Annotated in this window: 9 protein-coding genes; 4 read left to right on the forward strand and 5 right to left on the reverse strand. The window is 46.9% G+C overall.

Translation table 11 applies throughout. The features are described from left to right. Nucleotides 1-4 precede the first annotated feature (4 nt). Nucleotides 5-331 (reverse strand): 2Fe-2S iron-sulfur cluster-binding protein, encoded by a 327-nt coding sequence (locus tag M0644_RS08165; RefSeq protein ID WP_286625277.1) that lies wholly within the window; start codon nucleotides 329-331, stop codon nucleotides 5-7. Between the two features lie 189 nt (nucleotides 332-520). Here M0644_RS08165 and psbB point away from each other — a divergent pair, with 189 nt between their 5' ends. From psbB to M0644_RS08185, 4 genes are all read left to right on the forward strand, one after another. Then, nucleotides 521-2053 (forward strand): photosystem II chlorophyll-binding protein CP47, encoded by a 1533-nt coding sequence (gene psbB / locus M0644_RS08170; protein WP_149819834.1) that lies wholly within the window; start codon nucleotides 521-523, stop codon nucleotides 2051-2053. Between the two features lie 19 nt (nucleotides 2054-2072). Continuing rightward, nucleotides 2073-2171 carry a photosystem II reaction center protein T gene (locus M0644_RS08175; protein ID WP_011057371.1) on the forward strand — a complete coding sequence of 33 codons (99 nt, stop codon included), beginning with the start codon at nucleotides 2073-2075 and terminating at the stop codon, nucleotides 2169-2171. A 146-nt stretch (nucleotides 2172-2317) separates the two neighbouring features. Next, nucleotides 2318-3724 carry a histidine phosphatase family protein gene (locus M0644_RS08180; protein WP_286625282.1) on the forward strand — a complete coding sequence of 469 codons (1407 nt, stop codon included), beginning with the start codon at nucleotides 2318-2320 and terminating at the stop codon, nucleotides 3722-3724. A gap of 3 nt (nucleotides 3725-3727) precedes the next feature. Then, nucleotides 3728-4993 carry a dihydroorotase gene (locus tag M0644_RS08185; RefSeq protein ID WP_286625284.1) on the forward strand — a complete coding sequence of 422 codons (1266 nt, stop codon included), beginning with the start codon at nucleotides 3728-3730 and terminating at the stop codon, nucleotides 4991-4993. Here the strand turns inward: M0644_RS08185 and fumC are convergent. From fumC to M0644_RS08205, 4 genes are all read right to left on the reverse strand, one after another. Next, nucleotides 4945-6348, reverse strand: coding sequence for a class II fumarate hydratase (gene fumC / locus M0644_RS08190; RefSeq protein ID WP_286625285.1), 1404 nt, complete (start codon nucleotides 6346-6348; stop codon nucleotides 4945-4947). The two genes, M0644_RS08185 and fumC, sit on opposite strands and share 49 nt — an antisense overlap. Nucleotides 6349-6580: 232 nt before the next feature. After that, nucleotides 6581-12313 carry a DEAD/DEAH box helicase gene (locus tag M0644_RS08195; RefSeq protein ID WP_286625287.1) on the reverse strand — a complete coding sequence of 1911 codons (5733 nt, stop codon included), beginning with the start codon at nucleotides 12311-12313 and terminating at the stop codon, nucleotides 6581-6583. A gap of 2 nt (nucleotides 12314-12315) precedes the next feature. Further along, entirely contained in the window at nucleotides 12316-13452 is a 1137-nt protein-coding gene (locus M0644_RS08200; RefSeq protein WP_286625288.1) for a hypothetical protein, read from the reverse strand. A gap of 235 nt (nucleotides 13453-13687) precedes the next feature. Continuing rightward, nucleotides 13688-15442 carry a hypothetical protein gene (locus M0644_RS08205; RefSeq protein ID WP_286625289.1) on the reverse strand — a complete coding sequence of 585 codons (1755 nt, stop codon included), beginning with the start codon at nucleotides 15440-15442 and terminating at the stop codon, nucleotides 13688-13690. Between the last annotated feature and the right edge of the window lie 211 nt (nucleotides 15443-15653).

The following is a 15653-nucleotide window of genomic DNA, read 5'->3' on the forward strand; positions in this document are numbered from 1 at the left end:
TAATCTAGCCCTTCGGCTTTGTCTTCACACACACGGGTCCATAGACAAGAGTTTGGCAAGCCAAGCGATAATTCTCTGGCTTACGGCGGAGCTTGCGTTCTTCCACTGGTGTGCGGGGGGAAAGGTTTTCCATACCCTCGACGATCTCAACAATACAGGTGCCACACTGGCCGTAGCCCCCACAATTCAAGAACTTGCCCTTGAGGGTGTAGAGGTCAACCCCCGCTTCCATTGCTTTTAAGCGCAGATTCGCGCCGTTGGCAGCAATAATTTCTTTGTTTTCGTTAACAAACTTAATATTTGTGGCCACAAATTCAGCTTTGCTTGCCATAGGAACCTACGCTAGTTACCATTCTTAATACATTCTCATTTTGGCAGAAAAACTGCCCAACCGTAGCTGAAGTTACGGGTAAATTGGCCGTTAAACTCTTAGTAGGGAAGCGGTTATGACCGTGATCCGGCTGCTTAATAAAATTTGTTCATGCAAACGCTAAATTTTTGTATAGGAGGAGCGTAGTCAATGGGACTACCTTGGTACCGAGTCCACACTGTCCTGATCAATGATCCAGGGCGGTTGATTGCGGCCCACCTGATGCACACGGCATTGGTCGCCGGTTGGGCAGGGTCGATGGCTCTTTATGAGCTAGCTATTTTTGATCCCAGTGATCCCGTTCTCAACCCAATGTGGCGGCAGGGAATGTTTGTGTTGCCCTTCATGGCACGGTTGGGGGTCACGGGGTCTTGGAGCGGTTGGAGTATTACTGGCGAAACAGGGATTGACCCCGGTTTTTGGAGCTTTGAGGGGGTTGCCCTCGCTCACATCGTCCTGTCAGGTCTGTTGTTCTTGGCGGCCTGCTGGCACTGGGTCTATTGGGATTTGGAACTCTTCCGCGATCCTCGCACCGGTGAGCCTGCCCTCGACTTGCCGAAAATGTTTGGCATTCACCTGTTCCTTGCCGGTTTACTCTGCTTTAGCTTTGGTGCTTTTCACCTGACCGGTCTCTTTGGTCCTGGGATGTGGGTCTCTGACCCCTATGGCTTGACGGGCAGTGTCCAGCCTGTGGCACCCGAATGGGGACCCGATGGCTTTAATCCCTACAACCCCGGTGGTGTGGTTGCTCACCATATCGCCGCAGGCATTGTCGGTATTATTGCTGGTTTATTCCACCTGCTGGTACGTCCACCCCAACGACTTTACAAAGCTCTGCGCATGGGGAATATTGAAACGGTACTCTCCAGCAGTATTGCTGCCGTCTTCTTTGCTGCCTTTGTCGTTGCCGGCACGATGTGGTATGGCAGTGCCACCACGCCCATTGAACTCTTTGGGCCGACTCGCTATCAGTGGGACAGTGGCTACTTCCAACAGGAAATTAACCGCCGCGTGCAGGCCTCCCTCGCCAGTGGCGCCACCCTTGAAGAGGCTTGGTCAGCCATTCCAGAGAAACTGGCCTTCTACGATTACATTGGCAACAACCCCGCCAAAGGAGGTCTCTTCCGTACGGGCCCGATGAACAAAGGGGATGGGATTGCCCAAGCTTGGAAAGGCCATGCCGTCTTCCGCAACAAAGAGGGTGAAGAACTCTTTGTCCGTCGCATGCCTGCCTTCTTTGAAAGCTTCCCCGTCATCCTCACCGATAAGAATGGCGTTGTCAAAGCCGACATTCCCTTCCGTCGTGCCGAGTCGAAGTATAGCTTTGAGCAACAAGGCGTGACCGTCAGCTTCTACGGTGGTGAATTGAACGGCCAAACCTTCACCGATCCACCCACCGTTAAGAGCTATGCCCGTAAAGCTATCTTCGGTGAGATCTTTGAATTCGATAAGGAAACCCTCAACTCCGACGGGATTTTCCGCACCAGTCCCCGTGGCTGGTTTACCTTCGGCCATGCGGTGTTTGCCTTGCTCTTCTTCTTTGGTCACATTTGGCATGGTGCCCGCACGCTGTTCCGCGATGTCTTCTCTGGGATTGATCCCGAACTGTCGCCGGAGCAAGTGGAATGGGGCTTCTACCAAAAAGTGGGCGATGTCACCACTCGTCGCAAAGAAGCTGTCTAGTCATTCCTAGGGGACTACTATGGAAACCATCACCTACGTTTTCATCTTTGCCTGCATTATCGCGCTGTTCTTCTTTGCCATCTTCTTCCGTGAGCCTCCTCGGATCACCAAGAAGTAGCCTCTGATCCATCAGCGAATAGGTCTTTAATACTTGCCGATCGCCCCTGCGGTCGGTTTTTTGATTTTTATGTGATGCTCAAGAGATGATGCCTGCCGATTCCTGAATCTTTCGCTCTTGAAGCCACGGTTTCTGGTACAGTCTTTATGGCACGGTGGGACGGCCAAGCTTGTTGTCTGTCAATCGCTAAGGAGAAACCTCTGAGTACCCGAGTCATTATTGTCCGCCACGGTGAAAGCACGTTTAATGTCCAAGAGCGGGTGCAAGGTCACAGTGATGCCTCTTCGCTCACGGAACGCGGTCATTGGATGGCAGCCCAAGTGGGTCTCGCTCTACGGGGCATTCCCATCCGCAAGATTTACACCAGTCCCCTGAAACGGGCAACGGAAACCGCAGAGGGCATCCATGCTCAGCTCCAAGACCCGCAACTCAAGCCACCCCATTCCCTTGATTTACTCAAAGAGATTGCGCTGCCCGCTTGGGAAGATCTGCCCTTTGCCGAAGTGAAGGCACGGTTTCCCGAGGACTATCGCCGCTGGCAGGAAGCCCCAGAAACCTTGATGATGAAAATCACCACGGAGAGTGGCCAAACCAAGGAGTTTTTTCCGCTATTGGATCTCTACGATCGCGCGGGCATGGTTTTGGAAGCGCTGCTGACGGCTCACGAAAATGAAACCATTGTCATTGTCGGCCACAGCGGTATGAATCGTGCCCTGATTTGCACGGGTCTCGGCTTGGGGGTCAAGGGCTATTTGCGGCTGCAGCAGGCCAATGGCGGCATTAGTGTCCTCAATTTCAGCAACGGCTTGCGACAACCCGCACAACTAGAAGCCCTCAATCTCACGAGCCATCTTAATGATCCCTTTCCGCAACCCCGTTTCAAGGAGCAAACGCTGCGCATCTTTTTGGTGCGCCATGGTGAAACCGACTGGAATCGCGAGGGACGCTTCCAAGGGCAAATTGATGTGCCCCTGAATGAAAATGGCCGTGCCCAAGCGGCGGCGGTGGCCGAGTTCCTCAAGGCGGTGCCCTTTCACCATGCCTTGAGTAGTCCCCTACGGCGGCCCAAGGATACGGCCTTGGCGATTTTGCAGTACCACCCTGATGTCGAGCTAGCGCTAGAACCAGCCCTTGCCGAGATTAGCCACGGGGATTGGGAGGGCAAGTTTGAACCGGAGGTGGCGGCGGCCTATCCGGGGGAACTGGAACGCTGGCGCACAACCCCGGCCCTGGTGCAAATGCCCAATGGGGAAAACCTCGAACAGGTGCGCGATCGCGTGGTTAAGGCATGGGAAGAGTGGCTGAAGCGCTGGAAAACCAATGCTCCCACCCCCCACAATGTTTTGGTTGTGGCTCATGATGCCACTAATAAGGTCTTGCTCTGCCACATTGTTGGCCTAGGCATTGAAAACTTCTGGCTCTTTAAGCAGGGCAATGGCAGCGTCACGGTAATTGACTATCCCCTCAAGGGCGGTCTGCCGCGATTGCAGGCAGTGAATATCACCACCCATTTGGGGGGCGTGCTGGATCGGACGGCGGCGGGAGCCTTGTAAGCCATGGTGTGGCGACTGTTGCAACAGGTGCGGCTGCTGGATCCGGTCAACCGCCAAGATCAACGCGCCGATGTGCTGCTGGCGGCGGATCAATTGGTGGCGATCGCCCCCCAAGAGGTGCCTGCTGACGCCGAAATCATTGATGCCTCAGAATGGGTGTTGGCTCCCCCCTTAGTGGATCTCTACAGCCACAGTGGTCAACCCGGTTATGAGGCGCGAGAAACCCTTGAGACACTCTTGGCCGCCGCTGCTGCTGGGGGGGTGCAGCATTTAACCCTCTTACCAACCACAAACCCCGTGATTGACCATCCTGCTGTTTGGCAAGCGCTGCAACAGGAGATACCAACCACCGCTTGGTCACAGGTACGGGTTTGGGGCGCACTCACCCAAGGATGCCAAGGGACGGCTTTAACCGATTTAGCGGAACTAGCCGCCAGTGGGGTAGTTGGCTTTTGTGATGATCGGGGGTTGACCCATTGGCCTTTGGTGCAGCGGGCACTCACCTATCTCCAGCCCCTAGGCAAACCCGTTGCCCTTTGGCCCTTTGACCCGGCCTTGGCCGCCAATGGGGTGGCGCGGCAAAGTGGGGTAGCCACTCGTCTCGGATTGGTGGAGCAACTGGTCTGCTGTGAAACCATTCCCCTATTGGCGATTTTGGAATTGGCACGCACCGTCTCAACCTCCATTCACCTCATGCGCCTGTCAACCGCTCGCAGTGTCGAGATTCTCGCTAAGGACAAACCTGAACAGGTCAGTGCCAGTGTGTCGTGGTTACATTTGCTCTTTACGGTTGAGGATCTAGCCAGTTACGATCCGCATCTGCGCCTTGACCCGCCCCTAGGAACGGCCAGCGATCGCCAAGCCTTGATCGAAGGACTCAAAACGGGGGTTATTGAGGCGATTGCCATTGACCACACCCCCTTGCTCTATGAAGAAAAAATGGTTTCCTTTGCCGAGGCACTCCCCGGTGCCATTGGTCTCGAATTAGCCCTACCCGCCCTCTGGCAGGAACTGGTTGCCAAGGAATACTTGAGTGCCCTTGACCTGTGGCATGCCCTCAGTACGGCACCGGCGCGGATTTTGAGCATTGAGCCACCCCGCCTCGAACTGAACAGTCGCCACTTTGTGCTTTTTGATCCGACGGTGACTTGGACAGTGACACACCAAAGCCTGCGATCGCGCGCTCACAATACGCCCTTTTGGCAGCACTCCCTGCGGGGTCAATTAGTGTCCTTTTCACCCAGCATCAACTCTGGCCGCACCCACTGATCAAATTCCTCAGCCGTAAGATACCCCAATTCCACCGCCGCTTCCTTCAGGGTTTTACCTTCGCTGTAGGCCTTTTTTGCGACGGCTGCTGCCTTGTCGTAGCCAATGTGGGGGTTCAAGGCCGTTACCAACATGAGCGATCGCTGCAAATGGCGCTGAATTTGCTCCCGATTGGGTTCAATGCCCGCTAGACAAAACTGGGTAAAGGCTTCCCCGGCATCACTCAGCAGTTCAATGGAGCGCAGCACATTGTGAATGATCAGGGGCTTATAAACATTGAGTTCAAAATTCCCTTGACTGCCGGCGATGCCCACTGCGGCGTCGTTGCCCATCACCTGCACACAGACCATTGTTAGGGCTTCACATTGGGTGGGATTCACCTTGCCGGGCATAATCGACGACCCTGGCTCATTAGCAGGTAAGATCAGTTCTCCTAGACCACAACGGGGGCCTGAAGCCAACCAACGAATATCATTGGCCATTTTCATCATCGCTGCGGCCAATGTTTTCAGGGCACCACTGAGCATCACCAAGGGATCATGGGCGGCCAAAGCGGCAAAGGGGTTCTCGGCTTTGCAGAAGGGATACCCCGTCATCTCTGCCAGTTCCGCTGCCACGCGATCGCCAAAACCGGCGGGGGTATTCAAACCCGTCCCCACGGCCGTACCGCCAATGGCAAGGGGATACAGATGCTGGAGTGCGTATTCAATATGGCCTTGACAGGCAGCAATTTGACTGGCATAGCCCGAGAATTCTTGGCCTAGGGTGAGAGGCACGGCATCCATCAAGTGGGTGCGCCCAATTTTAATAATGTCGGCAAAGGCCGTCACTTTTTCCTGCAATACCGCCAGTAAGTGCCACAGCATCGGCAACAGGCGCTGGTGGAGGGCAATGACCGTGGCAATATGCATCGCCGCCGGAAAGGTGTCATTAGAAGACTGGCTACAGTTCACATGGTCATTGGGATGAATTGGCGTTTTGCTCCCCTTAACGCCCCCCGCCAGTTCAATGGCACGGTTGGCAATCACCTCATTCACATTCATATTGGTTTGGGTACCGCTGCCGGTCTGCCAGATGGAAAGGGGAAACTGATCATCCCAGCGCCCTTCAATGACCTCATCGGCTGCTTGCATAATCCATGCTGCTTTATCGGTAGCTAAAACCCCTAAATCGCGGTTGGCGATCGCGGCTGCCTTCTTTAGCCGTGCCATGGCATGAATAACCTCGAGGGGCATGCGCTCGTGACTGATGGGAAAATACTTTAGGGAGCGCGCCGTCTGGGCACCCCAGTAGCAGTCCGCTGGTACCTCAATGGCGCCGAGGGAGTCGTATTCTAGGCGAGTTGCAATTGTCATGATTCGTCATACCGAGGGGGAGAACCCATCTCTCATCATTGCAGAAGAAGAGCCAATGCTTACCTTAGACCTATCAGAGATAGAGTGGCAACAACTGAAATAGTCTAAGTCAATATTCCGAGTCAGAGAACTTAGCGTCGGGAAATTTGGCTGGGAATGATTTAAGTTATATTGTAAAGCCGATTTTATTGCCTGATCTCTCATCAAATCAAATGAATTTACCAGTGCTCATCTAAACATAATCTCCGGGTCGTCGGAGGGCAATCAAAGGATTAGCATGTTCAATCTGATAGTTAGGGTATCGTGTTCTAGCATCTGCCACAGCTTCTATCCATTCAGGATGCCGATCGTTCCACAAGGGATGGCGGATAATTCGAATCACACTGTTGTTTCTCTGATTTTTCACAAAACCAGTTAGATTAGCAAACTGAGTAGGACTGCCATAACCAAGGTGTTGAAAAGTTGTAGAAATTGCACCAGTTACTAAACTTTGCCAAGGATTAGGGAAATTCCCCCAATTAGAGGCTAAGTCTATAGTAACGGATGAGTCTCTGACCAATCGAGCCATATCCAAAGCCAATCGCCAGTCTAGGAGACCATGATAGGCAAGATTTCGATAATCCCGCAAACAGTCATTACAAGAAGTATCACAGTTTCTGCCGTGACCTTGAGAATTCAGCCAACGGTAGGCTATTGACAGAGAATTATTAGGGTCTGATTGAGCCATGACTTTCTCAAATTGATGAGGATTGGCTAAAAAATTGCAGTAGCCTGCACCATTCTCCAAACTGTCACAGAGAAACGCTTGGCCTACAACTTTGCCATCTTGAGCTAATGTACGAAATCCTGCTTGCAATTCCAGCGGATCGACATCTAAATAAGCAGAGGCGGCAATCCTGAGCCAAAAAGCGAAGGAATACCATGCCGCTCTCCCTTCTACCGTCATTGGATCAGCAAATACCCCCTCACTCCACCGGGCAATGTTTACCAAGAGAATGTCAGTTCTGCGCCGTGAAAGAAGTGCAATTTTATATTTCTGCCCTGAACCAGTAACACGATCGCTCCCTTCAATGGCATCGGCAACTACATAAGCTCCTGATTTGGGGTTACCGAATACTGAGGCATTTTGAAAATCGAATCCTCCCCTCCCGCCATTATCATTGATTGAAATAATGCGATCGCTTACAGAAGAAACATTAGCGTTCAAAACTAAGATTGGATTACCAGCAGGAGAATTGATACTAACAGTGGGACGTGTAGAACGAGGTTGCCACTCAAACTGCCCATCATAATCCTCTGGTTTCAAATTCGTAAAAAAACCTTTTGGTTCTCTAGCATCCAATGATCGCAAACTTTGTTGATGGCACACAGGGCATTCAGATAGTTGATTTATGTTACTGCCAGTAATAGGTTGATCAGGTTGATAGGGATAAACTACAGCTTGACAATTACTGCATAACCCCAGTGCTTGGTTAGGCTCAGATAAAGGGGGCGAAAAACCGGGCTTAACATCAATATAGCTACCATTATTTTGAGGTACTAACTCCACAACTCCACAGGCGGTATGCACTGCCTTATCTCTTACAGTCTGAGAACCAGGCGCAAACTGACCGATCGCTATATCCAAATCACGATCGATGGCTTCTTTATTTGACCATTTGGTGTAGAGAAGCCTTACCCTAGTGGGAAAGCCAAACATAGGCAAGTATCCCGCATTTGCTAATCGCTCGCTCAAATTATTTTGAGTGTAGGTAGCATCTGCCACAATACGATCAATTTCAGGAATAAGGTCATTACGAAGATAAGTCAGAAATTGAGAGTCTTCTGTGCTTAAATCAACTTGGATTTTTAATGCCTTTAAAATAGATAGAATTTTTGACTCATTAGAATTATCCTGCAACCAAGCAATAATTTGAGGTTTGTATTTATGCCAGTCTTCAACTTTGCCAAACTCACCATGCACGCTATCAGTTAGCTCCAAAGAGCTACTAATCTCTTTTTCTTTAAATGACTGTCGTAAAACTTCCTTGATCAACACTCGCCTAAAAATCTCCTCACTACGCATATCCACATAGGGTGGGGGAGGTGGATCACCCGTAATGCTCTCTGGACGCTGGAAATAAAAATCGTCATGACTTCTACCCCTACAGAAAGTAACCGCTAGAGAAACTCCTGCACTACGCCGTCCTGCCCGTCCTACCCGTTGCTGATAGTTGAATCTGCGGGGGGGCATATTAGACATCATCACCGCCAATAACGCTCCAATATCAACACCAGCCTCCATTGTGGTCGTTACGCTTAAAAGATCAATGCCTTGAACCTTGGGAATTTCTTGACTGATGAATACATCTTGAAACCAGCGCTGGCGTTTTGGTCGCTCATCCTTATCCGTTTGTCCTGTGAGTTCTGCCGCATTCATCCGAAAAGGATTCCCCGACTGCTCCGAAAGATAAGTGTAGTAATCAAAATCCGATCTGCTTTGGCTAGGTTCAAGCCTTACTATTGGCGCATTTTTATTTTTGGAAGTATTGCATTCAGGACAAATTCCACCCGCAGGATGAAGATAAAAAGCATTGCATTGGGGACAGCGATAACCGGGGCGAGTGCCATCACTATTCAATTGTGTAGGAGGAGGAGGTACAAGATAAAGTCTGTCTGGATTGAGAGCAAGACTCTGGCTACTAGCTATGCCTGCATTAGAGCCAGCAAGCTGTTTTAGAACATCAGCGGAAGAAACATTAGCGATACGGTTGCAATATCTTTCAGAATAGCCGGGTAAGTTTTGATTAGTCCCTGGATGGAAATAACTGGAGTATCTATGAAGTCGGCGGATACCTAATTGGCGAATGACAGCATCCACGACTTGAACCAAAACATCAGAGGCATTCCCGACAGGTGAATAGCTAACCCACTCTTGTCCAATATTCTCAAGTACCCTAGCTACATGAATGAATATAGCGTACATCATCTCATCAGCTAACTTCCCTTCTAAACGATCAAGATGATTAGTTTGTTCAGGAGTAATAGGAGATATTGGAACAACTGCGGTGTCCCAGTTGTAGCACTCAAACCAATAATGCCACTCTCTTCCACTGTTTTGACCTACTGAGTAGTTTAGGGCGCTGAAGTCAGTTCCACCTGGACAAATTCCATACTGCAGTAAAGAATCTCGTAGTCTGCGCCTTAAATCCAAGAGGGGGACACGATTTGGATAATCTCGGAGCATTCTTAGCCATTCACTTCTTGCTGATTCGTTGGCAGAAGGATGATTCATACTCCAAAAAAGTGCCTCTGTTGTGAGAGTAGGATAGGCATTAGCAAAGCGTTTGTACCGCTCCATGTCATCTGACGAATTAGGTAGATTCAGATCATTTCTCAGCCTAGGATTCAAATCTTCTATTCTGTCAAGAATATCTTGGTTCGTGCAGGTTTGTTTCACAAATGATAATAAATCTCCCCAATAATCCTTAAAGGATTGAATTAGTAGTAATCGCACCATATCTCGATAGTGATCTCGCTCCATCCCCGCCGCCAGTTTTGCCGCATCTTGACGACTATCAGAAAAAATCACCAATTTACGAGGAGAACGAATACTTTGAGGGGCAGGTGCAGGCATTTCTCTCAACAAGCCGCCTGCAATCACCTGACAAGCCTTCTGAAAACCTGTGCGATGGGTATGCAGTGGAGTTGGAAATATTTTTCTTCTGCTGTAGTCTGCATCACATCGGGGACACTTACTCGGAAAAGCGGAAGCTTCATCTGAGCCACTACCCATCACTTGATAAAGCCAACCTGGTACCTGATTTTTCCTTGGCGGTGTATTCGACTGATCAAGCATTCCAGTTACATGATCTAGTTTTGCTTTAGTCCATTTACGCATAATTCCATTGTGAGTCCATTGCTCATCTTGAGGTTGAGTTTCCCAAGGATTGCGATCATTAGGTAGGGGCCAAAAAATGCGATAGTTGCCATACTTTTGACTTAATATAACCGCATCTGGAATTCCTTCCAAGTCAGGTTGATCAGGAGTGAGAATTTCCACAGTAGTATTTCCTACCTTTCTTGTAGCTTTGTATCCGCCCACTAGGACTTCGCCACAGACTTCACAAACAATTAAATCTAAGACACGAGAACCGCAGGAGCAAGATAAACTATGGTTGGCATGAATTGCTCCTATAGTTGGTCTACTTGGTTTTGGCTGACTATTTCGTAACTCTTGATCAACGGCTGGATCGGTACAATTGGGATTAGTACAAGCCCAAAGATTTTGCAAGTTATGAAAAAATAAATGACCTCTCACTGGTTGGGGCGATCGGCCGTTAGCCAAGGTACTCATTCCCAATGCCATTAAAAATCCTCGCATAGCATCAGAAGTAAGCTGTCCTAGTTCTCTAGCATTGGGAAAAAGCTGATCATCTAAATCTCTTACATCAGTAGCACGAACACTACCATTGACGGCTCTACAAGCATCTCTGATAGCATCTGCCGCTTCTATATTTTCTAGAGCTTCACCCAGTTGTCTGCGTGGGTCAGAGTCACTACTGAAAGTTCCTAAATTTTCTGCCAAAGTAGTTATGTATGGCAGTGATGATTCAATATCAGGTGGTTGCATGGGACGAAATGGATCGGGCTGAACTGAGCGAGCAAACTGAGCAAAAACATCGCTATATTGATTGATATTTAACCGTGCTCCTTCTCTAGGTGGAGTTTGCTCCCCAGTAATCAAACTAAAGTCCCCCCGACCAAAAAACTGCCGCAGAAAGTCGTTTCCCTCTTGTCCTGCTTCTAAACTAGCTGTGGTCGTTAAGATTCTCAGTTGGGGTGAATCAGCAGTTAAACCGAGGCGATAGTATAACAGGCGAAGGATGTAGGCAACTTCTGTACCCGGTGTACCCCGATAGGCATGCAGCTCATCAATAATTAAGTAGAATTTATTTTCTGAATTACTTTCTAACCATCTCTTTGTAGCATCAAATATATTGTTTTCGATACTTCGCATCATCATGATATTCAGCATTGAATAGTTGGTGATCAAAATATCAGGGGGATGGTCTTGCATATCCCAGCGCGATCGCATTTCACCGCCATCTAATCTTGGAAAGTAGAAGGGTAAGTCGGGCATGTCATTAAGCACTGATGGATCACTTGCAATACCATTTTGAAGATTTTGATATTCCTGTTCCATAGTTCGCATGATAGTTCTTAATTCATTCAACTTGACTGAATTGGTTACCTGCTCATTTCTACGGTTTAGCCTAGTTTTTGTTCCAGGTACAGGGGTAAGCCCTGTGTAGCGTCCAAAGGTAATGCGGTTTCCTGCTCTAGTACGATCGAGCCATTCATGCACAGTAGGACTATCTAAAACTTTGCGTAATCGGCGTAATTGGTCTTCTACCAAAGCATTCAAGGGATAGAGAATCAAGGCGCGTACAGCCGCAGGACGAGTTTCATGGCTCCTTTGAGCAACCCAATCACCACGAGGATTATCAGTTTCATCCCACCAACGTTGATTTGCAGGTTTAGCATTAGGTGCTGTCCAGCTTTGAGATTCTTTGGCTAACTCAGCTAAAAGTGGCAAGAGAAAGCACTCTGTTTTACCCGATCCTGTCCCCGTTGTAACCACAATATCTCTTTGATTAACAATCGCCTCTTGTAAACTTTGCCATTGATGCTGATAAAGCTGAATTCCATCATCAAAGAGAGTTTGTCCAAGTTGGTCTAACTCTTGATATTCTCTTGGTAAATTTCTTGCGGCATCAGACAAGCTCATGCCTGATGAGGGATAAATTGGTACTGGCTCAACTAATGGTGGAATAGTCAGGACAGGATTATGGGGATCACGAAGAAATTGCAAGCGGCGATCGCGTTCTTTGCCTAGGGCAGGATACCGCAAGGGAAATGCACTCTTGATGTAAAGTTGATAAATGCGATCAAGTCTTTGATATGTGCCAAGTAAGTCATGCATAACTACTGCTCAGTTAGTGTAATCTTGAGAGCTTTTGAAATTTCTCTAGCCAGCCGTGAACTAATTCTATTATAAATCAAGAAGCCATCTCGGTAGGTAGGTAACATGCCAGATGCCATAACTAAATGAGATTCATAAATCTCTGGCAACCTTTGAGATATAGGAATTGCCAAAGTTTTTTCTTGGCGATCGTAGTAAAACTCAACATTCTGCCCAAGCGATAAAATTGCCAAAAATCTTAATCCATAATAATCACCTTGTAACCATGATTGTGTATTTTGATTGTAGAAAAAACTATATCTAAGCTGTCTAGAGTCTTTTGTCCAAAACTGATAAAATCCCGTTTCATTTTGGAAAATACAATTAATAAAGTTTGCTCCATCAAATCTCTTTAGATCAAAATTAAAAGGGAGAACACCATCAATTCTATTCAAACTATTCTGCCAATCATTAAGACTGAGAATACTTGGGGATTCAGCTAAATTAATAGAATACCCAGTTTTTTGAGCTAGAATTTCAATGGTAATTTGACTAGGTAAAATTACCTCAATTCTGCGAGGTGCTTCCCCTCTTGGCTGATGTCTTTCCTCTAGTGATCCAAATTCTCTAAGCCTCTGTAAAAAGCGATGGCTACGCTGACCATGAAGTAAAAAAGTCTGATCGCTAGGTTCAGAATCAGTACCCACATGTACTAAAGAGGGCGGATTAACTTGCCATTTAGAGCCATTATCAGAGGTAATTAAATGATTCAGTAGTTTTAGCCGCCTTAAAATGCGCTTTGGCTCAGGGAGATCAAGAATTTCACAGGTTTTCTTAAAGGATTCCCATGTGCCGCTTCCTGAAGCAGATAGCCAATAAAGCAGATGTTCATGCTTAGTTGAGAATTGTCTAATTTGCTCATCGCTGAGGTTTTGAGTGTTTGTACTATCAACCAAGTCTAAAGGACTCTCACGAATAATTTTTTGTTGCGATCGGTATGGAATAGGATTTGTGTAATCTTGGACATCATGTGCTGCCCCAACCATTGGTTTAATATCGTCAATAGTAAATTGGTTGCGTTTCTTGTCAACAGGAAAATTAAAAAAAATTTCCTTTAAGTCTTTAATAAAACTATCTACTTCAGATGGAATATCCCCCATTTTTATGCTCTCAATGGCAACAAAAAAGTAATATTCCCCTTTTGGTTTTTTTCGATTCTTAATAATGGTATGTACTGTACAAGATTTCTAGACTGAACTGACCTAGATATAACTTCGATTAGCTGTTCGGGTTTTAATTTATTTGTCCTTTGCTTAAATCCCATATACCATCTCACTAATCTTTGTCTACTTATTCTCTCTTGTCTGGATTGGGTCATGACTAACTCCTTGCTGATTAAGCACTAAAACTTGTAAAATCAATTTCATCCCATGTTACAACTTTTATTAGTCCCTGAGCAGATTGCCCTGAACAGGTGGCACTAACTATAAAACTACCTTGAGTCAAATTGGGAATTGAATGCCGTTGATTAGTTGAAAAAGACTGATCAGAGTAAACCGTTTCGTTGGTAGTAATGTTGGTAATCTCTACCGCAACGGTTGGATGAAATGCAAATACTGTTACCTGTGGGAGATGATCACTGATCCATGTATTATTCTTCTTGGGTACTCTTAACCCTCCTGAAAAACTAATAGATAGCGATGTTTTCGGTTGTAGTTCATTTTTCAATTCTGCTGATTGAATAAATACTGCATCCCATGCTTTAGAAAGGACTTGACACTGATAAACCTCATACCAATCTGAGTTATCACCAAAAACTAGATATTTTGTATCACGATCGCCTTCCCATTGAATTAGGTTTTCATCTCTCAATCTTTGTAAATCTGTAAATAATGATTCCCTAAAAAGGATAATAAACTGCTCTCCCAATTTTGGACTACTCCAGCTTGCATATACCCCTGATTCAGGGTTATCTGGATCGGGTACTAATATCCAAAAGTCTCGCTTGGGTAAAATTAGCTTCTCAACTTGGGTATTGGGATTTATCTGATATGTTTTGCCTTGGGATATTTCTTGTCTCGACAAAGGTTGTCCGATCGGTAAATACCAGCCCGCTCTATCTTCTCGTAAATCCCATCGTTCTCCATTGACTTCTACTGTTAATGAACCAAGCGATCGCCCTTTTTGTTGCTTTGGATACAGGTAGTACTCAATATTTCCCAGAAAATCTTCAGTGCGATATATCCCCGTGTACAACTGGTGACTCCATTCTCTATGCTTTGTTCCACCAGTTAAGGTGCTTGGTGATCCTTTCGCCAGCCAATCTTCATAAGTTTCATGAATTGCCTGAGCTACTGATTCATAGCGACTACGATCATCTATTAACTTTTTGAGATGTTGAGTAAATGTTGAGTATTCACTAGCCACTTTCGCAAATAATGTTTGCTCATCCCATCTTGTTTGCCATTGCTTTTTAGTAAAGAGTCTTATTAATCGATCCTTGTCTGTATTGCGAAGTAATGATTGAGATATTGGATAGTTGATGTATTTTCTTTGCTTGCCAGAACCTTCTTTAGCAGTTGGAATGAAGCCCTGCTCAAGCAACCACCTATTCCATGTTTCCCATAACACTTTCTCGGGAGCATCTTCATTTTGTTTTATGTGTAATCCCTTTGGCCTGCTGGGTTGCCCATCTTTAGGTAAATTTAATATCTGCCGAAACCTAGAGAAGTAATTAGTCTCGTCTAACTTACTGTCTTCATCTTCTGCCATTTGGTTTGCCGCCAAGACCATAATTCCTAAAAAAGCAACCCCTTTCGGATAGCCCCAATCGTCTAAGCCTGATACAGTCTCTAAGTCTATTCCTTCACCCTTTACTACGACGTCCCTCACAGCTTGGCAGAAATTTGTGACCCATGATTCATGATTGCAGTCGCGATTGAAACTGTTGCCAATTTTCCCTAAGGTATCATCATCAAGGCTCAGGTAGATTTTTGTACCATATGGCACATTCTGGGTGAAGTAGCTGATGATAGACGCATTCCAGTCAGAATAATTGCTCATCCTCGCCGTCACTGAATTTTGATGATATGAGAAGTTTAGCATACGATCAGGATCAGAAGTGTTGAATCTTGCAAGAAAAATTAACATCCTAAGTGACCAGTAGCTCTGGCTGCCAATCAAAGCTCCAATGCACTATCGAGCAGCGACGACTGAGTTCCAGTTGCAAATGGAGAGTAGACTGAAGAATGGTATAGTTTGATGTTCTTTTGAAGATTCCATGCGGGTTTTCCTTCGCTGGCTACTATCATTAAAACTGACCTAAATTTACCGGTCACGCTCCTCCTTTAAGATGTGTAAA

The sequence above is a fragment of the Thermosynechococcus sp. B1 genome (assembly GCF_030322985.1).
GTDB lineage: Bacteria > Cyanobacteriota > Cyanobacteriia > Thermosynechococcales > Thermosynechococcaceae > Thermosynechococcus.